Source organism: Nonomuraea sp. NPDC003214, assembly GCF_053590035.1.
The window spans coordinates 212412-232485 of sequence record NZ_JBSFSX010000001.1; the positions used below are offsets into that span (position 1 = coordinate 212412).

Here is a 20074-nt window from a genome sequence, read left to right on the forward strand (position 1 = left end):
GTCCGTGATCAAACTCGCCCCCTTTCGTCGGGTGTCGTCACCTGCTATCACCCGGACGAAGAAGATGGGTTCTCACGAGTTCGCGTGGCGCAGCGCCTCTTCGTAGGTGTCGAAGACCTCGAAGGCGTTGCGCAGCCCGGTGATGTAGAGGACGCGGGCCATGACGCCCTGCACGCCGCCGAGCAGCAGACGGGTGCCGCGGGCCTCGCACCGGTGCATGATGTCGACGAGCTCGTTGAGCCCGATCGAGTCGCAGAATCCGACCCCGGCCAGGTCGATGATGAGGTATGGGGTGGGCGCGATCTCCCACACGCGCTCCAGGTGGTCGCGCAGGATGAGCACGGCGTCGCCGTCGACCTCGCCGTCGAGCCGGACGATGACGGCGTTGCGCGAGAGGCCGGAAGAGACGCTCAGCAGTGACTTTCCCGTGGCCTCAGACGACATCGGCAACGTCCTTCTCATCTCCCAAGGCGGCCAAGGTCAGTGTTGCCTCATCCGTACGCGCTCTAACGGAAGGTCACGACTCTGTCGCCAAACGAACAGAGTCGCGCAGCGTGACGGTCACCGGCCGGGGCCGGTGACCGTCGACTGACCTGGCGGGCGCTCAGCGGCGCTGGGTGGCCCACTGGCGGATCTTGTCGATGCGCTCCTGGATCTGCTCGGCCGTCGCCTGGGCGATGGCCGGGCCGCCGCAGGCGCGGCGCAGCTCGGAGTGGATGACGCCGTGGGGCTGGCCGGTGCGATGGTTCCAGGCGCCGACGAGGCCGTTGAGCTCGCGCCTGAGCTCGGCGATCTGCTCGTGCGGGGCCAGCGCGGGGGCCCGCTCGGCGGGCTGGGCGCGCTTGGCGGCCTGCTGCTCGGACTGGCGCTTGCGCAGCAGCGTGGCGACCTGGTCGGGCTCCAGCAGGCCGGGCAGGCCGATGAAGTCCTCCTCCTCGGCGGAGCCGATCTCCGCGCCGGTGCCGAACTCGCCGCCGTCGAACAGGACCCGGTCGAACGTCGCCGACGTCTCCATGGTCTCGAACGGCAGCTCGTCGCCCAGGACGTCGGGGTTGTCCTTCTTGCGGTTGGCGTCCTCCAGGAGGCTGTCGTCCAGGCCGTCCTCGGGCGGCCTGCGGTTGAGCACGTGGTCGCGCTCGACCTCCATCTCGTTGGCCAGGCCCATGAGCGTCGGCACCGACGGCAGGAACACCGAGGCCGTCTCGCCGCGCTTGCGGGCCCGCACGAACCGGCCGACGGCCTGGGCGAAGAACAGCGGGGTCGAGGTCGAGGTGGCGTAGACGCCCACGCACAGGCGGGGGATGTCGACGCCCTCGGACACCATGCGGACCGCGACCAGCCAGCGGTCGCCGGACGCGGCGAACTGCTTGATCTTCTTGGACGCGCCGGGGTCGTCGGAGAGCACGACCGTGGCTCCCTCGCCGCTGATCGTGCGCAGGTGGCGGGCGTAGGCGCGGGCTGCCTCGTGGTCGGTGGCGATGACCAGCCCGCCGGCGTCGGGCACGCCGCGCCGCACCTCGGTCAGGCGCCGGTCGGCGGCCTGCATGACCTGGCGGATCCAGTCGCCCTTGGGGTCGAGCGCGGCCCGCCACGCCTGGGAGAGCTGGTCCTTGGTGAGCGGGGTGCCGAGCGTGGCTGCCAGCTCGTCGCCGGCCCTGGTGCGCCACTTCATCTCGCCGGAGTAGGCCAGGAAGATGACCGGCCGCACGACGCCGTCGTCGAGCGCCGGGCCGTAGCCGTAGGAGTAGTCCGAGACGCTGCGCTTGGCGCCGTCGGCGTCCTCCTCGTAGGTGACGAACGGGATCGGGCTGTCGTCGCTGCGGAACGGGGTGCCGGTGAGCTGGAGCCTGCGGGTGGCGGGCTCGAACGCCTCGCGCACGCCGTCGCCCCACGACTTGGCGTCGCCCGCGTGGTGGATCTCGTCGAAGATGACGAGGGTCTTGCGGGCCTCGGTGCGCGCCCGGTGCAGCGCCGGGTGCATGGCGACCTGGGCGTAGGTGACGGCGACGCCCAGGTAGTCGCGGCTGGTGGCGCCCTGGCTGTTCTTGAACTCGGGGTCGATGCTGATGCCGACCTTGCCGGCGGCGTCGGCCCACTGGCGCTTGAGGTGCTCGGTGGGCGTGACGATGGTGATCGCCCGGATCACGCCGTTGGCGATCAGCTCGCTGGCGATGCGCAGGGCGTAGGTGGTCTTGCCCGCTCCGGGGGTGGCCACGGTGAGGAAGTCACGCGGCTCGCGCCTGAAATACAGGTCGAACGCCTGCTGCTGCCAGGCCCGGAGCTTGGGGGCGGTGCCCCACGCGGCCCGGTCCGGATAGGAAGGCGACAGGTGGGATGCGGCGAACGTGCTCACCGCATCACCTCTGGGGTTCGTGTGCTTCGCTCTCTCACAGTGACCCAAGAGTAATCGGGCTCACCGACAAGACGTGCCGTGCATCGTCGATCCTGGCCAAGCCGCCCCAGGAGTGGTATGGGCGGGTCGCGGCATATCGCACGCTGGCGAGCACGGTGTCCACGACCTGCCTGCCCGTCTCGTCCTCGGGCTGGAGCAGGCCGACGAGCAGCGCCGATCTGCCGTTCTCGGTGACGAGTGTCACGCGTAGGTAGGCGGGCCGGTTCACCACGTCGTCGTACTCGGCCCGCAGCGCCCTGGTGTGCCCGAGGGCGAGCGGCTCGTCGGCGACGACGGTCACCCGGTCGCCCTTCAGGAGCAGTTCGGAGTAGCGCTCGGCGGCCTCCTTGACCGCTCCGGCGGGGTCGGCCGGCGCGCCGGTGAGCGGTCTGGCCATGACGAGCGCGCCGCCGCCGGGCGCCCTGGCGACCGAGGTGAACCCGGTGACGGGCGGCACCTTGCCCTCCTGCCATCCGGCGGGCAGCGCCAGCCGCACCCCGGCGATGGTGTCGGTGAGCGGCGCCCCCGCGCCGCCCGGCGCGGTGATCCGCAGCACGACGGCGGTCAGCCCGGCCACCGCCGCCACGGCCACGGCCGCGCCCAGCACGGCGCGGCCCCACCGGCCTCCCGCCAGGCCCCGCAGGAGGGCCCACACGCGGCGCAGGGCGCTGCGCCGGACCCGGGGGCCGCCGGGGGCGGCCGGAGCGCCGTAGAGGCGGGCGGAGGGCGGCAGGGAGTCCCACGCCTGGCCGACCGGCTCCTCGGGTTCGAGGCCGCGCGTGGCGGCGCGGGCGGCCGGGTCCCACAGCTCCTCCGGCTCGCCTCCGCGCCTGCCGCCGTGCCTGCCTCCGTGCCTGCCTCCGTGCCCGCCTCCGTGCCCGCCGCCGTAGGGCCGCCTGCGGTGATCACGCTCCATGGCACCTCCTCGTGCCGCAGTCGTATCACCGCAGGGCGCGAGGCTTCAGGCGTTCCGTGATCGCTGTGGCGGGAGGGGCAGAATCACCTTGCCGCGACCCGTGAGGACAGCAGCAGGGCGGCGACCGCGATGGCCGCCATGAGCCCGCAGATCACCGCGAACCCCCACACGAGCTCGGCGGGGCCGTGCCCGATGAGGTTCACCAGCGCGCCGCCGATGCCCAGCGTGAGCGCGGAGCCCAGCATGTCGGTCACCGACAGGGCCGCGCTGTTGGCGCCCTGCTCGCTGACCGGCGACTGCTTGAGCGCGGTGACGTTGACCGTGGTCAGCCCAAGCCCCATGCCGAACCCGGCCACCACCCAGGCCGGCACCGCGATCCAGCCGGTGACGCCGGGCAGCACCGCCAGGACCGACAGCGCGATGCCCACGGTCACGCAGGCCGCGCCGAACCTGATCCGCCGGTGCGGCTCGGCGGCGCGCCTGCTCTGCAGGTACGAGCCCGCCGACCAGCCGAGTGCGCCGGTGGTGAGCGCGAGGCCGGCGGCGCCGGTCTCGAACCCCTTCACGTCGTGCAGGGCCAGCGGGATGAAGCCGTTCACCCCGAAGAACGCGGCGGAGAACAGGCCGCGCATCATCACCGTGGTCGGCAGCCCGCGACCGAACCGCAGCGCGCCCTGCGGCAGCAGCCTGACGAGCCCGTACAGCAGCAGGGCCAGCCCGCCGGCGCACGCGAGGCCGCCGATCAGGGCGGCCTTGTGCACCGTGTCGACGCCGTACAGGAGCACGCCGGCGCCCAGGGCGGAGGCGGAGGCGGCGACGGTCATGGCCACGGGCCGCGAGCGCGGCCCCTCGCCGGGCGAGGTCTCCTCGTCGGAGGGACGCCGCTTGAGCGCCGGGACGAGCATGACCAGGGCGGGCAGCACGAGCGGGATGATGCCGTAGAACACCCAGCGCCAGCCCCAGGTGTCGCCCACGAAGCCGGCGACGGCGGGGCCGACCATGGCGGGCACGACCCAGGCGGCCGACAGCGCGGCGAACACGCGGGGCCGCATCACGGCGGGATAGACCCGGGCGATCATCACGTAGAGGGCCACGATCGACGCCCCGGCGCCCAGGCCCTGCACCGCCCGGGACACGAGGAACAGCATCTCGTTCACGGCGGCCCCGGCCATGCCCATGCCGACCACGAACAGCACCACGCCCGCGACGAACGGCAGCGCGTAGCCCCGCCGGTCCGACCACAGGCCGGCGACCACGTTGGCGAACAGGCTGGCGATGAGGAAGGCCGAGAAGCTGACCCCGTAGATCTCCTGCGCGTCGAGGTCGGCGGCGACCTGCGGCATGACCACACCGACCGACATGCCCTCGAAGGCGATCAACGTGACGACGAGGAGGATGCCCACGGTCGCCACCCGGTACGGATGGCTGAAGATGCGGGGGATCTCGTGAGGGGCATCTAGTGCGTTTGGTGCTGTCACCCGGACATCGTAGGGCGCACCCGGTATGCCGCCCACATCTGGCGCATACGCAGGCCCTGGCCCGCGGTGAACTCGCGCATGCACCGGTCCTGCGCGTAGTCCATGAAGTTGTGCACGCCGACGAGGCCCGGCGCCGCGCAGGTGTCCTGCTCCACCGGGCAGCCCTCGGTCGGCCCGGCCTGCGCGGGGGTGTCGGCCACGCCGTCGCCGGGCTCCTCGCAGCCGTTCTCGAAGGTGTGGAACAGGCCCAGCCAGTGGCCGATCTCGTGCACGCCGGTGTAGCCCTGGTCGTAGCCGTCGAGCGTGCCGCCGGGCAGGCCGCGCCAGTCGATCACCACGCCGTCGAGCCGGGGCTGGGACTCGTACCAGTAGGGGTAGGAGGAGAAGCCGAGCACCAGGTCGCCGGGCTGGGCGAGGTAGAGGTTGAGCGTCTCGGGCCCGCCCTTGCGCAGCGACGTCTTCATGGCGCGCTCGTGCGCGATCGGCGCGGTGAACCAGGCGGCGTCGCGGGTGACGGCGATGCCGTCGAGGCGGAAGCTGACGCCGGTGTCGGCCCCGCCGAGCCGGCCCGCGTAGGCGTCGTTGAGCGTGGCGATCTGCGCCTTGACCGCCTTGGTGGTGGCCTTGGCGGCGCCGTCGGTGATGACGTGCACCCAGGTCGGCACCGTGATCCGGGCGGGCGTCCTGACGCCGCGCAGGCGCTGGGCGAGCTCGGCGGTGACCGCCGCCACGTCACCCGGTTTGGGCGCGCGCGGCTCGGGCGAGCGCGGATGACCGGCCGCGCGCAGGCAGCTCGACGCCGCCGCCGGCGAGACCGGCGGCGTGAACCCGGCCGCGAGCACGCAGACGATCAGGACGGCGGCGCGCCGGGTCATGTGATCTCCCGTTACGGTAGGGGGCGGTCCGGATACGAACCGTAGCCCTCCCGTGGGCGATCACCGGTCAGCAACACTCACTGCTTGTCGTCACCCTCGCCGCCACCGGACGGCAGGCCCTCGTAGATCTCCTTGCACTCCGGGCAGACCGGATATTTCTTGGGATCGCGGCTGGGCACCCAGATCTTGCCGCACAGCGCGCGGATCGGCGTGCCCGTCACCATGGATTCGGTGATCTTGTGCTTGTCGGCGTAGTGGGCGAACCGCTCGTGGTCGCCGTCGCCGTGCGAGGTCTGCGGACGGGTGTCCTGCTCTGGAAGGATCTTCGTGCTCACCCCATCGAGTCTATTCCCGCCGCCGACCGCTCCCGCTCGCGAACAGCGATACGGCTCCCGTCCCCGGGGGGAAGGGAGCCGTACGGGAGAGAGCGTCAGCCGACGTGGACCGGCGCGCCCTCGGTCTTGCGGCCGGCCTTGACGAACAGGGCCAGGACCGCGGTGAGCAGCGCGATGCCGGTGCTGACCAGGAAGGCCAGGTGCATGCCGTCCATGAACGCGCTGTTCACGGCCGGGCCCACGACCTGCACGAGCTGCTCGGGCGTGCCCGCCGGCAGGCCGCCGAACGCGGCAGCCTTCTCCAGCAGCCCCAGTTGGTCCGGTGGGATGCTCGCGGCGGCCGGGCCGAGGTAGCCGGGCAGCTTGTCGGAGATCTCACCGGCCATGACGGCGCCCAGGATCGCGGTGCCGAGCGCGCCGCCGACCTGCATGGCCGACTGCTGCAGGCCGCCCGCGACGCCGCTGAGCTCGACGGGCGCGTTGCCCACGATGACCTCGGTGGCGCCGACGAAGACCGGCGAGAGGCCGAAGGCCAGCACCACGAACGGGATCGCGCTCTCCAGGAACGAGGCGTCCATGCTGAGGCGGGACATCAGGAACATCGCGCCGGCGGTGACCACCAGGCCGGACGCCATCGTGATCTTCGGTCCGAGCTTGCCGATCATCATGCCGGCCAGCGGCGAGGCGACGATCATGCCGGCGCTCATCGGCAGCATGCGCAGGCCGGCGTCCAGCGGGCTCAGGCCGTGCACGCCCTGGAAGAAGAAGCCCAGGAAGAACATCGCGCCGAACATCGCGAACGCGACCATCATCATCAGCACGGTGCCGATGGAGATCGAGGCGTTGGTGAACAGCGACAGCGGCACCAGCGGCTGCCGGGCCCGGCTCTGCCAGAAGATGAACGCGGCGATCAGCACCGCGAACGCGCCCATGAAGCCCAGCGTCGTGGAGTCGCCCCAGCCCCACTCGGGCGCCTTGATGATGGTCCACACGAGCGCGAACATCGCGCCCGACAGCAGCACCACGCCGCCCCAGTCGATGCGGTTGAGCACCTTGACCGGGCTCTCCTTGATCAGGAAGATGCCCATGACGAGGGCGATGACGCCCACCGGGGCGTTGATGAAGAAGACCGACTCCCAGCCCTGGTCCTGGACCAGCAGGCCGCCCACGATCGGGCCGGCGGCGCTGGACAGGCCGATGATCGCGCCCCACGCGCCCATCGCCTGGTTGAGCTTCTCGCCGGGGAAGGCGTTGCGCAGCAGCGCCAGCGCGGCCGGCTGCAGCAGCGCGCCGAACAGGCCCTGCAGCACGCGCAGCCCGATGAGCGCGCCGACCGGGGTGACGCCGGGCACGATGTCGGCGAGCTGCTGGCTGAGGCCGATGCCCACGGAGGTGATCGCGAAGCCGGCGACGCCGATGAGGAACACGCGCTTGTGGCCGAACAGGTCACCCAGCTTGCCCGCGGTGATCAGGAAGACCGCCAGCGCGAGCAGGTAGCCGCTCGTCACCCACTGCAGGTCGGCGAGCGAGGCGCCCAGATCGGACTGGATCACCGGGTTGGCGATGCCGACCACGGTGCCGTCGAGCATCACCATGATGACGCCGAGGCTGACCGCGAGCAGCACCAGCCACGGATTGGCGGCCTTCTCCCCCGGTGGTGGCGCCTCTACCACCTTCGTCTGTGCCATGAAGTCCCCCTAAACACATCCCGCCCCACACCGGGGCGTACGTCTCATAAGCCCGGGTAATCTACGTCAGAGTCTGCCAGATGACAAATGAGTTTTATTCGTCGCATCCTGACTTGTGTCATACTGTGACAGGAAGGTTTCAAGGGAGTGACGCCGGTGGGTCTGCGGGAACGCAAGAAGGAGAAGACGCGGCTCGCGCTGCTCGACGCCGCGTTGGACCTGTTCCTCGAACAAGGGTACGACTCGACCACCGTGGAGCAGATCGCGGGGGCGGTCGACGTCTCCTCCCGCACCTTCTTCCGCTACTTCACCAGCAAGGACCACCTGCTGCTCTGGTATCACGACCAGGGCGAGGAGACGATGCTGGAGACGCTGGCCGCCAGGCCGCCCGACGAGCCGCCGTTCGCCGCGATGACCCACGCCGTGCGCGCGGTGCTGCGCGAGATGGAGCAGTCGACGACCGCCGACACCGAGAGGTTCCTCAAACTGCGGCGCGTCCTCGACGACAACCCGCACCTCGTCGCCTTCACGATCGCCCGGGGCATGGAGAGCGAGCTCCGCCTGGCCGAGGCGGTCGCCGCCCGGATGGGCGTCACCCTCGACTCCGGCCCGCTCCCGGCGCTGGTCGTGGCGTTCGCGATGTCGCCCATGCGTGTCGACTACGGCTGCGCGTCGGACGTGCTCGACCTCAAGCTCATGGTGCGCCGCGTCGAACAGACCCTCCAGGTCGTGGAACGCTCGCTGCGGCCCGGCTGGGACACCTAGCTCATCGGACTAGTTCATCGGACTAGTTCATCGTCGGGTCGTCCGGGCACGTGGCGACGAAGGCCAGCTCGCCCGGCTGCCGCCGCAGCACATGACGCCAGAGCGAGCCCGGGTCGGTGTGGAAGGTGTCGCCCGCCTCGGAGTCGACGACGTACCAGGCGCCCTCGGCGATCTCGCTCTCGAGCTGCCCCGACGTCCAGCCCGCGTAACCGGCGAAGATCCGCATCTGGGCGATCTCGCCCTGGAGGATCTCCGGCGGCGCGTCCAGGTCGACCGTGCCCAGCCGTGACACCGCCGGCGTGCCCGCGTGGAGGCGGCGCCAGCCCAGCGGCTCCTCCCCGCTCGGCACCGCCGCGAGCGCCAGCGCGCTGTCGGTCTGCACCGGGCCGCCCTCGAACAGCACCGGCGGGCCGGTCACCAGCGGGTCCCACACGGGCAGGACCTGCGTCACCGAGATCTCGCTCGGCCTGTTGAGAACCACCCCGAGGGTGCCGCCGTCGAGGTCGTGTTCGAGGATCAGCACGACGCTACGCCGGAAGTTGGGGTCGTCGAGGAGCGGCGTCGCCACCAACAAACCGCCGACGTAGATCGCCTCCGCCATACCTCCATCATGAGGGGTCAACCGGCCTTCCCGCTCCCCCGGACCGACGATGTTACCTTTCGTAGTCATATGGGCACGGTAGGTACCAAAGTTCGCGAACTCGGGAGGGTCACATGCGCCGTCTCGCCCTGGCAGGTCTGGGACTGCTCCTGGGTCTCATCCTCTTCCCTCCCGCGGCGGCGCCCGCCTGGCCCAAGCCCGACACCGGCGACCCCTTCACGATGAGCGTCGACCGCATCGGCTGCCGGGCCGGCACCGTACGCGTGACGCTGCGCAACCAGACCCGCCAGCTCGCCCGGTTCGACCTGCGCGCCGACTCCGCGACCGTGGCGACGGGCTCCATCCCCGCGCGCAAGGCGATCACCCGGCACGTGCGGATCCGGCACGGCGGCAGCGTCGAGATCGAGGCGTACTCGGTCAGCGAGAGCCACCCCGACACCCTGATCGACTCCACGCGGGTGCGCAACGACTGCCCCGGCGGCCGGCGTCACCTGCCCTTCACGGGGCCTCCGGTGGACCTGATGGGCAAGCTCGCCACCGCCGGCGGCATGGTGCTCACCGGCGGGATCATCTGGTGGTACGGGTCACTGTGGCCCCGGTCGCGGCGGGACCCGTACTGACGCCGGGCACGGCGGGATCCGCACCGAGGCCGGGCACGGCCGGATCCGCAGCGACGCCCGCTGCGGCGTGGCCGGTGACGAAGGCGCCGGCCCGGGCCGCGATCAGGGCGACGGTCACGGCGCGCACCGCGGCCTCGCGGTCGACCGGCTCGCGCGTCACCACCAGGCGGTAGTAGAGCGGCGCGGAGACGGCCTTGATGAGCTCCTGACCGTCGGTGCCGGGCGGCAGGTCGCCGCGGGCGATCGCCTGGTCGGCCACCGTCGCCCACTCCGCGATGCGGCGGCCGTAGAAGGCGCGCAGCGCCGCGGCGGCGCCCTCGTCACAGGTGGCGGCCGCGATCACGGCCTGGAAGGTCGCGCCGAGGCGCGGGTCGTTGACGGCCTCCATCACGCTGATCGCGTTGGCCTCCAGATCGCCCTGGATGCTGCCCGTGTCGGGCGGCGGCGAGGACTGGGCGGCCAGCTCGGTCATGAGCTCCGTGACCAGCCCGGCCGTGGTGCCCCAGCGGCGGTAGATAGTGGTCTTTCCGATGCCTGCCCTGGTGGCCACCTGCTCCATGTTGAGGCCGTGGAAGCCGCGTTCGACCAGCTCGTCCTGGGTTGCCTGCAACACTGCCGCGCGCACCTTCGCCGTACGGCCGCCAGGACGGACCGTTCCCGCCAAACGGGACCCTTGTTCCATTAATTCTCCTCATGTGTTAAGGTCACGCCATCCTAATGGAACAGATTACCCGTTAAGGGGGATGACGTGACTGTGCTCGATGAGCGGGTGACCGATCGGATGAGCTCCCGGCAGCGCTTGGTCCTCGTGCTGCTGCTGGGCTCCCAGTTCATGCTCGCTGTTGACTTCTCCATTCTGAACGTGGCGCTCCCGGTGATCGGCGCCGGACTCGGGTTCGGCCTCGCCGACCTGCAGTGGGTGGCCACCACGTTCGCGCTGGCCGCCGCCGGGTTCACGCTGCTGTTCGGGCGGATCGCCGACCTGTTCGGACGCCGCCGCCTCTTCCTGGCCGGGATGGCGCTGCTCGGCCTGTCGTCGCTGGCCGGCGGGCTCGCCACCTCGCCCGGCATGCTGCTCGCCGCCCGCGTCGCCCAGGGGCTCGCCACCGCCGTGGTCACGCCCGCCGGGCTGTCGCTGCTCACCACGTCCTTCCCCGAAGGGCCGCTGCGCGCCAGGGCGCTCGGGCTGAACGGCGCGCTGATGTCGGCCGGGTTCACCTCCGGCGCGATCCTCGGCGGCCTGCTGACCGAGCTGCTGAGCTGGCGCTGGGCGTTCTACGTCAACGTGCCCGTCGCCCTGGCCGTCCTGGTGGCCGCGCCCGTCGTGCTGGCCGAGAGCCGGCCCGACCGCCGCCCCCGCATGGACGTGCTCGGCGCCGTCACGGTGACCGGCGGCCTGCTCGCCCTCGTCTACGGCCTCACCCGCGCCGGCGAGCACGGCTTCGCCGACCCGGTCGCGCTCGCCGGGCTGGCCGCCGGAGCGGTGCTGCTCGTCGCCTTCTGGTTCGCCGAGAAGCGCGCCGTCGCGCCCCTCGTGCCGGTCGCCGTCCTGGCCCGCCCCAGCATCAAATGGGGCAACCTGGCCGGCCTGCTCGCCTTCGCCACCGAGACCTCGCTCGTCTTCCTCATGACGCTCTACCTGCAGAAGGTGCTCGGCTACTCGGCGCTGGCCACCGGCTTGGCGTTCGGCGTGCTCGGGCTCGGCACCGTCGTCGGCGGCGTGCTCGCCCCGCGCGTGCTGGCCCGCGTCGGGCTCCGCAAGGCGCTGGCCACCGGCTTCGCCCTCCAGGCCGCGGCCACCGCGTCGCTCGCCCTGCTCGGCACCGCGCCCGGCTGGATCTGGCTGCTGCTGGCCGCCACCTTCGCCGGCGGGATCGGCAACATGGTGGCGATCGTGGCCTTCATGGTCACCGCCACCTCCGGACTGCCCGACTCCGAGCAGGGCCTGGCCACCGGCCTCGCCACCATGACCCAGCAGGTCGGCATCACCATGGGCATCCCGGTCATGAGCGCCGTGGTCACCGCCGCCATGGGCAGCGTGCTCCAGGGCGTGATCGTCGCCGTGCTGGTCAACGCCGCCCTCGCCCTGGCGGGCGCGTTCATCCGCGTGGCCCGCTGACATCCCCATCACGGGCTCTCCCCCGCTTCCGACGCGGCCCGCCAACCCCGCGACCGGCCCTCGTCACGACATCTCCCCGGTACGGACTCCGTACCGGGGAGAACGCGTCGGCGGCGAGGGCCGCCGCTGCGGTCACGCCTCGGTGAAGCCCCGGGCACGGCCGCCGGCGGACTCGCGGACGGCGGCGGCCACGGCGCTCGCCACGTCCGGGTGGAAGACGCTCGGGATGATGTAGTTGGGGCCCAGCTCCTCGGGCGTGACCACGGCGGCCAGCGCGCCGGCGGCGGCCAGCAGCATCTCCGAGGTCACCTCGGTCGCCTGCGCGTCGAGCAGCCCCCGGAAGACGCCCGGGAAGGCCAGCACGTTGTTGATCTGGTTGGGGTAGTCGGAGCGCCCCGTGGCCACCACCGCGGCGTGCTCGCGGGCGTCGTCGGGAGAGACCTCCGGCTCCGGGTTGGCCAGCGCGAACACCACGGCGCCCGGCGCCATCGTGGCGATGTCGTCACCGGTCAGGATGCCCGGCGCGGACACCCCCACGAACACGTCGGCGCCCTTGACCGCCCCGCGCAGGTCGCCCGAGTAGCCCTCGGCGTTGGTGTGGTCGGCGATCCAGCGCAGCGAGTCGTCGAGGTCGTCGCGGCCCTGGTGGACGGCGCCGAGATAGTCGCAGACGATCACGTTGCGGGCGCCCGAGGCCAGCAGCAGCCGCAGCACGGCGTTGCCCGCCGCGCCCGCGCCCGCCATCGTGATGCGCACGTCCTCGATCCGCTTGTCGACCACGCGCAGCGCGTTGGTCAGCGCGGCGAGCACGCAGATCGCGGTGCCGTGCTGGTCGTCGTGGAAGACCGGGATGTCGAGCAGCTCGCGCAGCCGCCGCTCCACCTCGAAGCAGCGCGGCGCGCCGATGTCCTCGAGGTTGATGCCGCCGAAGCCCGGCGCGATGAGCTGCACCGCGCGGACGATCTCGTCGACGTCCTGGGTGTCAAGGCAGATCGGCCAGGCGTCGATCCCGGCGAACCGCTTGAACAGCGCCGCCTTGCCCTCCATCACGGGCAGCGCGGCCTCCGGCCCGATGTTGCCCAGCCCCAGCACGGCCGAGCCGTCGGTGACGACGGCGACCGTGTTGCGCTTGATGGTCAGGCGGCGGGCGTCCTCCTTGTTGCGGGCGATCGCCATCGACACCCGGGCCACGCCCGGCGTGTAGGCCATGGAGAGCTCGTCGCGGTTGCGCAGCGGCACCTTCGACTTCATCTCGATCTTGCCGCCGAGGTGCATGAGGAACGTGCGGTCGGAGACCTTGTGGATGACGACGCCCTCGACCGCTTCGAGCTGGTCGACGATCGCCTGGGCGTGGTCGGTGTCGCGCGCCGCGCACGTGACGTCGATGCGGAGCTTCTCGTGGCCCGCGTTGGTGACGTCGAGGGCGGTGACCACCCCGCCGGCCGACTCTACGGCATGGGTGAGCTGGCTGACGGCCTTGCCGCCGGCCGGCACCTCGAGCCGCACGGTGATGGAGTACGACACACTCGGGACGGTCGCCACGTCAATCGCTCCTTCGCGCCTGACCAAGAAGTCCTCCCATGGTAGGGGGCAACTGGTCAAGCGAGCGCCGTCGCGGCTGTCACGATCAGGTCGACACAGGCCGCCACCGGGATCGCCGTGCTGTCGACGACCAGGTGGTAGAGCCGGGGGTCGGCGGGGTCGGCACGATAGAAGTGGCGCACGTAGGCGGTGCGGGCCCGGTCGTTGTCCTCGATGATCCGGCGCGCCTCGCGCTCGGTCAGCTCGCCGAGCGTGGCGGTCTGCCGGACGCGGCGCTCGATCGGGCCGTCGAGCCGCACGTGCAGCGCGCCCGGATGCTCGGCCAGCACCACCGCCCCGGCCCGGCCCAGGAAGACGCCGCCCTGGTCGCGGGCGGTCTCGGTGAGCACCCGCTCGGTGTGGCGGACGAACTCCTCCGGCGCGTGCGGCAGCACCCCGGGCACGTACATGTCGACGCCGCCGAACGTGACCGTCGGCAGCCGCATCGCGCCCGACAGCAGCCTGCCCAGGCCGCGCTCGGCCCGGTCGTCATGGGCGAGCGCCTCCTCCAGCGTGCAGCCCAGCTCCTGGGCCACGGCGCCGGGGATCGCGCGGTCGACGAAGGGCACGCCCAGCCGCTCGGCCACGGCCGGGCCGATGTGGCTGCCGGCCGTGCCGTAGGTCGCGGAGAGCGTGACTACACGCATACCTCCAGGTTAGAACAGAGCGCTCGACAAAGCTCTACGCGCCTTCGCCAAAGACGGATCCTCGGCCGGCAGCGCGTCGAACAGGCCCAGCAGATGCCGCCTGGCCTTGTCGCGCTCGTCGCCGGACGTGCGCTTGACCACCGCGATGATCCGGTTGAACGCCTCGTCGACCGAGCCCGACAGCATCTCCAGGTCGGCCGCCAGGAGCTGGGCGTCGATGTCGGCCGGGTCGTCCAGCCTGCGCTGCACCTCGGCCGGGTCGGCGTCGGCCGTCCGCTTGATCAGGCTGACGCCCGCCAGGCCCATCCTGGCGTCCTCGTTGCCGGGGGCGCGGGCCAGCAGCCGCTCGTAGGCCGCCGCGGCGGCGTCGAGGTCGCCCTGGTCGATGGCCTGCTCGGCGGCCACCAGGTCGGGGTCGGCCGGGGGCGCCTGCGGCGCCTCCTCACCCGGCTCCGCCGCCGGCGGCCGGGCGCCCGGGTTGGCCTGGTAGAACTGCTCGACCGCGCCCATCAGCTCGTCGAGCCAGCGCTGCACCTCCTGCTCGGGCAGCACCTGCTGGAAGCCGGTCACGGCCTGCCCCTGGAAGATCGCCAGCACCGTCGGCACCGCCTGCACGCGCAGCGCCTGCGCGATCTGCGGGCTGGCGTCGACGTTGACCCGGGCCAGGACCACCTTGCCGCCGGCGTCGCCGACCACCTTCTCCAGCACGGGGCTGAGCTGGGCGCTGCCGGGCGCCCGCGGCGACCACAGGTCGAGGACGACCGGCGTGGTCATCGAGCGGTCGATGACGTCGCTCGTGAACGTCTCCTCGGTCACGTCCACGACCGAGGCCGGCGAGGCCCCCTGGGGACCCGCCGCCTCCCGCCGGGCCTGCGATTCCAGGGCTTGCTTGCGCGCGCCCAGATCCACGGCTCCGTAGAGCGATCCGGGCCTAGAGAAGTCCGCCATGCTCCTCATCTTGCCGCATGTCCGGCCCGGAGAAGTCACCCGCCGCCACCCGCAGCGTGCGCAGCTGCTCGAACATCTGCCGCAGTTCGGTCTCGCCGTACATGCCCAGGCCGAAGTCGGCGCCCATGAGCTCGGCGGTGGCGCGCCGCACGACGTCACGGCCCGCCTCGGTGATCTCGGCGAGCACACCACGGCCGTCCCGCGGATTGGGCATGCGGCGGACCAGGCCGGACCTTTCGAGCCTGTCAACCGTGTTCGTGACGCTGGTCGGGTGGACCATGAGCCGCTCCCCGATTTTCCAAAGCGGCAGCGCCCCGGTCCGGCTGAAGGTCAAGAGAACCAGAGCCTCGTACCTGGCGAAGGTCAAGTCGTACGGCTTCAGGAGCGAGTCAAGTTGCGACAGCAGGATCTGATGCGCTCTCATGATCGACGTGACGGCGGCCATGGCGGAAGAGGGACCGAAGTGAGCGCGCCAGGACTCCGCGGCACGGTCGATGGGATCGAACGGCAGGTTGAGGGGCTTGGGCTGCGACACAGCGCTACGGTAGCGCGCTGCTCGTCCAGGTTCGTGCGCTTACGGAGCGCGATCGGATTCTTCGCTTGGCCAAGAATCCGGGCGGCAATCATCACGCTCAGTTATGGTTCTCGCATCGAATGGTGACGGGGAAGCCAAGTCCATCAGCCGTGGGGACGGCCGGGCTGACCGCTTTCGCCGCGCCTACGGGGCACGGGGGGTGCTTTGATGAACTTCAACGGGGACAAGGGTGCGTGAGCACGGGGGCGTTTCACGGGAGGAGCTGAGACAGAGCGCGGCCGTCACGGTGGCCGTGCTCCTCGCTCTCGGCCTGGTCGCGGCGTGGAGCGTCCTGATCCCTGGCGTCGACGCCTGGGAGAACATCGTGGCGGCGGTCATCGGATCGCTCCGGCTGACCGGGCCCGTCGCCGCCGCGTTCGCCGCCTGGGTGGCGCTGCGCAAGCGCCGGGCGTCACGCGGCCTGCAGCTGACGACCTGGCGAGCCCTGCGGGCGCCGCTGGCCATCCTGGTGGTGGTGCTGGGCTCGTTCGCCGCGACCGTGCTGGTGCTGGCCGTCAAGACGGTGCTGACCGAGCAGTCGGGGCGGCTGAGCCTGTCGGGCCTCGGCATGGGCATGGCGGGGCTGGCGCTCTACTCGGTGATCGGGTGGGTGGCCGGCTGGGTGCTGCCGTACGCGGTCACGCCGCCGATCGCCGGCCTGGCCTGCTACGGGCTGTTCACCTGGCTGGCCGACGGCGAGGGCTGGGCCGACCGCCTGGCGCCGGGCACGGGCGAGCCGTACGACCTGTTCCAGGGGCTCAGCGGGACGATCTTCCTCAACCAGATCATCTGGCTGCTGGGCGTCACCTGCGCGCTGCTGCTGGGCTGGGCGGCGCTGGTGACCCGGCAGGCGCTGGTGCTGGCGTTCGCGCTGCTCGCGGTGCTGCTCGCGGGCACCGGCGTCGCGCGGGTGCTGGCCGAGCCGAAGCCCGCCGCGGCTCAGGAGATCGCCTACAGCTGCCAGGAGTGGCCGATCACGGTCTGCGTCCATCCCGGCATGCGCGCCGGGCTGACCGAGCTGGGGGCGGCGTTCACCGAGATCGCCTCCCGCCTGGCCGAGACGCCGGCCGCGTTCACCCGCGTCGAGCAGCGTCCGCTGGACGACCCGCTCACGCCGTCGTCCGGGCTGGCGCCGATCCACCTGCCCGACCTGTCGGCCGGTTTCGCCGACGAGGCCGCGCGCGAATACCTCGACGCGCTGGCCGCCCGCTGCCACGGCCGGCCCGCCGACGGCTACCGGGAGATCGTGATGGCGTGGCTGCGCGGCGAGCCGCTGCCCGGCGGCCCGCTGCTGGAGCACGAGTACGCCGCCGCCTGGTTCTCCGGGCTCAACGAGCACCAGCGCCGCGAGTGGCTGCGGATGTTCTTCAGCGACTTCCAGACCTGCAAGCTGTCGACCACCCACTTCGGCGGCGGCCCGGCCGGCACGTCCGTCCAGGTGGCCACCCCGGTCGCCACCGAGCCCGACACCGCGAGCAGCCCCCAGGTCTACCCGGTCTACCCCGACCCGAGCGCCTCTCCCGGCTGGGGACCGAAGATGTCACCCCACGGGTGGCACTGATGATCTCTCCTCGGGTAGTCAAGCAGCATGACGACATCCCGTACGGCGCCGCCCGCGCCAACCCCCCGGCGGCGCCGCAGGTGGCGATATCTGGCCGGGCTGCTGGTCCTGGCGGTCCTGCTCGTGGTGGCCGGCCGCGTGGCCTGGACCTGGCTCAACCCGCTCGGCGAGCGTGCGATCGACCGCTCCGGACCGGCCCTGCTCCAGTCCATCAAGGACATGAGCCGGTACGAGGCCGCGACCGGCTCCTTCCAGGTCGTGGTGGACCTGGAGAAGGACGCCAACTTCCTCCCGGACGCCGTCAAGGGCAGCCGCACGCTGTTCGTGGGGGCGGGCAGCGTCGACGCCTACGTGGACTTCTCCACTCTGGCCAAGGACGCCATCACCGTGTCGGAGGACCGCACCCGGGCTGACGTGCGCCTGCCGCGCGCCCAGCTGGAGAAGCCCAACCTGGACAACACCCGCTCCTACGTCTTCGCCCAGCAGCGCGGGCTGATCGACCGGGTCCAGGACTTCCTGTCGTCCTCCCCCGGCGACCAGCGGGAGCTGTACGTGCTCGCGGAGAAGAAGATCGCCGAGGCGGCCGTGGCCAGCGACCTGCGCAGCCGCGCCGACGCCAACACCCGCGCCATGCTGGAGGGCCTGCTCAGGTCACTGGGCTTCACCAAGGTCACCGTCAGCTACGCCGGGGAGCCTTAGGCCGTGCCCGCCGTGCCCGGCGCCTTCCTAAGTACCCTCTAGGCCCCCGGACCGGGGCAGATAAGGCATCCGCCCGATGTGTCGCCCGGGGCCTTAGGACCATTCTTGAGAGTGCAGGGAAACACCAACCAAGGAGCACTCTCCATGAACGCCGAGTTCGAATACGTAGTCATGCAGAACCACGCGCGTGAGCTGCGCGAGGCCGCCGCCGAGCACCGCAGGGTCCGGCAGGCCGTCAAGGAGCAGCGCGGCGAGGGCCGCCACCGCTCCGTCTTCGCCCGCCTGCTCTCGTCATGACCGCCCCAAGAACGCCCGGCCGCAACCTCCCTCGCGGCCGGGCGCATCAACCGCCCTGAACCCGCGCCCCGCTCTCCTGGGTTGGAGAGCGGGGCGCCCCTTTTTCTCACGACTTACAGGGATGCCCCGCTACTCGGACACGTCCTGTGCGGGCACGTTGATGATCAGCGCGTCGCCCTGACCGCCGCCGCCGCACAGCCCGGCCGCGCCGAGACCGCCGCCCCGCCGCCTCAGCTCGTGGGCCAGCGTCAGCACCAGGCGGGCCCCCGACGCCCCGATGGGGTGACCGAGCGCGATCGCGCCGCCGTTGACGTTGACGATCTCCCTCGGCACGCCGAGCTCCTTCGCCGACTGGATGACCACGCTGGCGAACGCCTCGTTGATCTCCACCAGCGACAGGTCGCCGGGCGTGAGGCCCTGCTTGGAGAGGGCGTGCTTGATGGCGTTGGCCGGCTGCGACTGCAGGGAGGCGTCCGGCCCGGCGACGTTGCCGTGCCTGCCGATCTCCGCCAGCCACGGCAGCCCCAGCTCCTCGGCCTTGGCCTTGGACATCACGACCACCGCGCACGCCCCGTCGGAGATCTGCGACGCCGACCCGGCGGTGATCGTCCCGTCGGCCGCGAACGCCGGCCGCAGCCGCGCGAGCGCCTCGACCGAGGTGTCGCCACGCACGCCCTCGTCGTCCTTCACCACGATCGGCTCGCCCCGCCGCTGCGGGATCTCCACCGGCACGATCTCCGACTCGAACGCGCCGTTCTTGGCGGCCGCGGCGGCGAGCTGGTGCGAACGGGCCGACACCTCGTCCTGCTCCTCACGGCCGATGCCGAGCCTGGCGTTGTGCCGCTCGGTCGACTCCCCCATGGCGCACTGGTCGAAGGCGCAGAACAGCCCGTCGTGCGCCATCGAGTCGACGACCTGCGAACCCCCGTACTTGACGCCCTTGCGCAGGCCCGGCAGCAGGTGCGGCGCGTTGGTCATCGACTCCATGCCACCGGCCACGACCACGTCGAACTCACCGGCGCGGATCAGCTGGTCGGCCAGCGCGATGGCGTCCAGCCCCGACAGGCACACCTTGTTGATCGTGATGGACGGCACGGTCATCGGGATGCCCGCCTTGACCGCCGCCTGGCGTGACGGGATCTGCCCCGCCCCCGCCTGGAGCACCTGCCCCATGATCACGTACTCCACGTCCTCCGGCGACACCCCGGCGCGCTCCAGGGCCGCCTTGATGGCGATCCCCCCGAGCTCCACGGCCGACAGCCCGGACAGGGCGCCTAGCAGCTTGCCGATAGGGGTGCGAGCTCCGGCGACGATGACGGAACCAGACATGGCGGGCCTCCTGTGCGCACGGTGGATTCTTTGACACGATACCCACGCATCGCCGGGTGTCCGCTATGGAGGTTGGCCACACATGTTCATGCGTATCGACCACATCGGGATCGCCTGTCACGACCTCGAGGAGAAGATCCGGCTGTTCGCCGAGACGTTCGAGCTGACCGTCGTGGCGCGTGAGGTCAACGAGGAGCAGGGCGTCAAGGAGGCCATGCTGCACGTCGCCGACGGCGAGGGCGGGGGCTCCTACATCCAGCTACTGGAGCCGCTCTCGCCCGATTCGCCGGTCGGGAAATTCCTGGCCAAGCGGGGTGAGGGAGTGCACCACGTGGCGTTCGGGGTTCCGGACGTCGCCGAGGCGATGGGTAAGATCGGTAACAGGGGCGTCCGGTTGCTCGACGAGCGTCCCAGGCACGGCTCGATGGGGTCGCAGATCGCGTTCCTGCACCCCAAGGATGTTGGAGGAATGCTCACGGAGTTGGTTCAGGCGACTAGGCCCTAGCTAACGCAAAAATCGTTCATTTGTAACTAGTCACGCAGAAACCTGGACGGGGCTTCGCACGCGGCAAGTGCGGAGTACGCTGGCTTTCCACCGGACGAGGAGCCTGCCGCGAGGCACAGGCTCCTGGCTCGGGTGCCCCGAACC

General features: G+C 71.5%; 21 protein-coding genes. 7 read left to right on the forward strand and 14 right to left on the reverse strand.

What is annotated here, in order from left to right; genetic code table 11:
• Nucleotides 1-72: 72 nt before the first annotated feature.
• From ACWDXC_RS01010 to ACWDXC_RS01040, 7 genes are all read right to left on the reverse strand, one after another.
• Nucleotides 73-444: an anti-sigma factor antagonist gene (locus ACWDXC_RS01010; RefSeq protein WP_219505759.1), complete on the reverse strand. Its 372-nt coding sequence runs from the start codon at nt 442-444 to the stop codon at nt 73-75.
• Between the two features lie 160 nt (nt 445-604).
• Nucleotides 605-2353 carry a DEAD/DEAH box helicase gene (locus ACWDXC_RS01015; protein WP_449976664.1) on the reverse strand — a complete coding sequence of 583 codons (1749 nt, stop codon included), beginning with the start codon at nt 2351-2353 and terminating at the stop codon, nt 605-607.
• A 34-nt stretch (nt 2354-2387) separates the two neighbouring features.
• Nucleotides 2388-3308, reverse strand: a complete 921-nt coding sequence (locus ACWDXC_RS01020; RefSeq protein WP_449976667.1) for a hypothetical protein — start codon at nt 3306-3308, stop codon at nt 2388-2390.
• A gap of 83 nt (nt 3309-3391) precedes the next feature.
• Nucleotides 3392-4786: an MFS transporter gene (locus tag ACWDXC_RS01025; RefSeq protein WP_449976669.1), complete on the reverse strand. Its 1395-nt coding sequence runs from the start codon at nt 4784-4786 to the stop codon at nt 3392-3394.
• The gene (locus ACWDXC_RS01030; protein WP_449976672.1) at nt 4783-5661 is read right to left on the reverse strand and encodes a zinc metalloprotease; all 879 of its coding nucleotides are present in this window, start codon (nt 5659-5661) and stop codon (nt 4783-4785) included. Before ACWDXC_RS01030 ends, ACWDXC_RS01025 begins: the two co-directional genes overlap by 4 nt.
• 77 nt (nt 5662-5738) lie before the next feature.
• Nucleotides 5739-5996 carry a DUF3039 domain-containing protein gene (locus tag ACWDXC_RS01035; RefSeq protein WP_219505768.1) on the reverse strand — a complete coding sequence of 86 codons (258 nt, stop codon included), beginning with the start codon at nt 5994-5996 and terminating at the stop codon, nt 5739-5741.
• A 95-nt stretch (nt 5997-6091) separates the two neighbouring features.
• Nucleotides 6092-7684, reverse strand: a complete 1593-nt coding sequence (locus ACWDXC_RS01040; RefSeq protein ID WP_219505770.1) for a DHA2 family efflux MFS transporter permease subunit — start codon at nt 7682-7684, stop codon at nt 6092-6094.
• 156 nt (nt 7685-7840) lie between these two features.
• Between ACWDXC_RS01040 and ACWDXC_RS01045 the strand changes: the two genes are divergently transcribed.
• Complete coding sequence (locus ACWDXC_RS01045; RefSeq protein WP_449976676.1) at nt 7841-8449, forward strand: TetR family transcriptional regulator; 609 nt, start codon at nt 7841-7843, stop codon at nt 8447-8449.
• 22 nt (nt 8450-8471) lie between these two features.
• Here ACWDXC_RS01045 and ACWDXC_RS01050 read toward each other — a convergent pair whose 3' ends face one another.
• Nucleotides 8472-9050: a YqgE/AlgH family protein gene (locus tag ACWDXC_RS01050; protein WP_219505781.1), complete on the reverse strand. Its 579-nt coding sequence runs from the start codon at nt 9048-9050 to the stop codon at nt 8472-8474.
• Between the two features lie 113 nt (nt 9051-9163).
• Between ACWDXC_RS01050 and ACWDXC_RS01055 the strand changes: the two genes are divergently transcribed.
• Nucleotides 9164-9670: a hypothetical protein gene (locus ACWDXC_RS01055; protein ID WP_364179255.1), complete on the forward strand. Its 507-nt coding sequence runs from the start codon at nt 9164-9166 to the stop codon at nt 9668-9670.
• Here the strand turns inward: ACWDXC_RS01055 and ACWDXC_RS01060 are convergent.
• Complete coding sequence (locus ACWDXC_RS01060) at nt 9618-10283, reverse strand: TetR/AcrR family transcriptional regulator (protein ID WP_449976680.1); 666 nt, start codon at nt 10281-10283, stop codon at nt 9618-9620. The genes ACWDXC_RS01055 and ACWDXC_RS01060 overlap by 53 nt on opposite strands.
• Before the next feature lie 135 nt (nt 10284-10418).
• Between ACWDXC_RS01060 and ACWDXC_RS01065 the strand changes: the two genes are divergently transcribed.
• The gene (locus tag ACWDXC_RS01065) at nt 10419-11789 is read left to right on the forward strand and encodes an MFS transporter (RefSeq protein ID WP_357591278.1); all 1371 of its coding nucleotides are present in this window, start codon (nt 10419-10421) and stop codon (nt 11787-11789) included.
• Between the two features lie 132 nt (nt 11790-11921).
• Here the strand turns inward: ACWDXC_RS01065 and ACWDXC_RS01070 are convergent, their stop codons facing one another.
• From ACWDXC_RS01070 to ACWDXC_RS01085, 4 genes are read right to left on the reverse strand one after another with little or no spacing between them, the layout of a single operon-like run.
• Complete coding sequence (locus ACWDXC_RS01070) at nt 11922-13331, reverse strand: NAD-dependent malic enzyme (protein WP_219505787.1); 1410 nt, start codon at nt 13329-13331, stop codon at nt 11922-11924.
• Between the two features lie 56 nt (nt 13332-13387).
• Nucleotides 13388-14017 (reverse strand): cytidylate kinase-like family protein, encoded by a 630-nt coding sequence (locus ACWDXC_RS01075; protein ID WP_219505789.1) that lies wholly within the window; start codon nt 14015-14017, stop codon nt 13388-13390.
• Nucleotides 14018-14026: 9 nt separating this feature from the next.
• Nucleotides 14027-14965, reverse strand: coding sequence for a tetratricopeptide repeat protein (locus ACWDXC_RS01080; protein ID WP_219505791.1), 939 nt, complete (start codon nt 14963-14965; stop codon nt 14027-14029).
• Nucleotides 14949-15500 carry a MarR family winged helix-turn-helix transcriptional regulator gene (locus tag ACWDXC_RS01085; RefSeq protein WP_219505794.1) on the reverse strand — a complete coding sequence of 184 codons (552 nt, stop codon included), beginning with the start codon at nt 15498-15500 and terminating at the stop codon, nt 14949-14951. The genes ACWDXC_RS01080 and ACWDXC_RS01085 overlap by 17 nt, the downstream gene beginning before the upstream one ends.
• Before the next feature lie 229 nt (nt 15501-15729).
• Between ACWDXC_RS01085 and ACWDXC_RS01090 the strand changes: the two genes are divergently transcribed.
• From ACWDXC_RS01090 to ACWDXC_RS01100, 3 genes are all read left to right on the forward strand, one after another.
• Nucleotides 15730-17100: a hypothetical protein gene (locus ACWDXC_RS01090; RefSeq protein ID WP_219505795.1), complete on the forward strand. Its 1371-nt coding sequence runs from the start codon at nt 15730-15732 to the stop codon at nt 17098-17100.
• A gap of 27 nt (nt 17101-17127) precedes the next feature.
• The gene (locus tag ACWDXC_RS01095; RefSeq protein WP_219505797.1) at nt 17128-17799 is read left to right on the forward strand and encodes a DUF4230 domain-containing protein; all 672 of its coding nucleotides are present in this window, start codon (nt 17128-17130) and stop codon (nt 17797-17799) included.
• A 144-nt stretch (nt 17800-17943) separates the two neighbouring features.
• Complete coding sequence (locus ACWDXC_RS01100) at nt 17944-18096, forward strand: hypothetical protein (RefSeq protein WP_219505799.1); 153 nt, start codon at nt 17944-17946, stop codon at nt 18094-18096.
• 129 nt (nt 18097-18225) lie between these two features.
• Here the strand turns inward: ACWDXC_RS01100 and ACWDXC_RS01105 are convergent, their stop codons facing one another.
• A complete protein-coding gene (locus tag ACWDXC_RS01105; protein ID WP_449976687.1) occupies nt 18226-19425 on the reverse strand; it encodes an acetyl-CoA C-acetyltransferase in 1200 nt (399 codons plus the stop codon).
• Nucleotides 19426-19507: 82 nt separating this feature from the next.
• On the opposite strand from ACWDXC_RS01105, the gene mce reads away from it, so the two are divergent.
• Nucleotides 19508-19930 (forward strand): methylmalonyl-CoA epimerase, encoded by a 423-nt coding sequence (gene mce / locus ACWDXC_RS01110; protein WP_219505802.1) that lies wholly within the window; start codon nt 19508-19510, stop codon nt 19928-19930.
• Nucleotides 19931-20074: the final 144 nt, after the last annotated feature.

What these genes read in the sequence shown, in the direction of transcription:
- ACWDXC_RS01040 (WP_219505770.1), bottom strand. Translation starts at nt 7,684, where the DNA reads ATGGCACAGACGAAGGTGGTAGAGGCGCCACCACCGGGGGAGAAGGCC.
- ACWDXC_RS01105 (WP_449976687.1), bottom strand. Translation starts at nt 19,425, where the DNA reads ATGTCTGGTTCCGTCATCGTCGCCGGAGCTCGCACCCCTATCGGCAAG.
- ACWDXC_RS01095 (WP_219505797.1), top strand. Translation starts at nt 17,128, where the DNA reads ATGACGACATCCCGTACGGCGCCGCCCGCGCCAACCCCCCGGCGGCGC.
- ACWDXC_RS01100 (WP_219505799.1), top strand. Translation starts at nt 17,944, where the DNA reads ATGAACGCCGAGTTCGAATACGTAGTCATGCAGAACCACGCGCGTGAG.
- ACWDXC_RS01055 (WP_364179255.1), top strand. Translation starts at nt 9,164, where the DNA reads ATGCGCCGTCTCGCCCTGGCAGGTCTGGGACTGCTCCTGGGTCTCATC.
- ACWDXC_RS01010 (WP_219505759.1), bottom strand. Translation starts at nt 444, where the DNA reads ATGTCGTCTGAGGCCACGGGAAAGTCACTGCTGAGCGTCTCTTCCGGC.
- ACWDXC_RS01050 (WP_219505781.1), bottom strand. Translation starts at nt 9,050, where the DNA reads ATGGCGGAGGCGATCTACGTCGGCGGTTTGTTGGTGGCGACGCCGCTC.
- ACWDXC_RS01020 (WP_449976667.1), bottom strand. Translation starts at nt 3,308, where the DNA reads ATGGAGCGTGATCACCGCAGGCGGCCCTACGGCGGCGGGCACGGAGGC.
- ACWDXC_RS01080 (WP_219505791.1), bottom strand. Translation starts at nt 14,965, where the DNA reads ATGGCGGACTTCTCTAGGCCCGGATCGCTCTACGGAGCCGTGGATCTG.
- ACWDXC_RS01030 (WP_449976672.1), bottom strand. Translation starts at nt 5,661, where the DNA reads ATGACCCGGCGCGCCGCCGTCCTGATCGTCTGCGTGCTCGCGGCCGGG.
- mce (WP_219505802.1), top strand. Translation starts at nt 19,508, where the DNA reads ATGTTCATGCGTATCGACCACATCGGGATCGCCTGTCACGACCTCGAG.
- ACWDXC_RS01075 (WP_219505789.1), bottom strand. Translation starts at nt 14,017, where the DNA reads ATGCGTGTAGTCACGCTCTCCGCGACCTACGGCACGGCCGGCAGCCAC.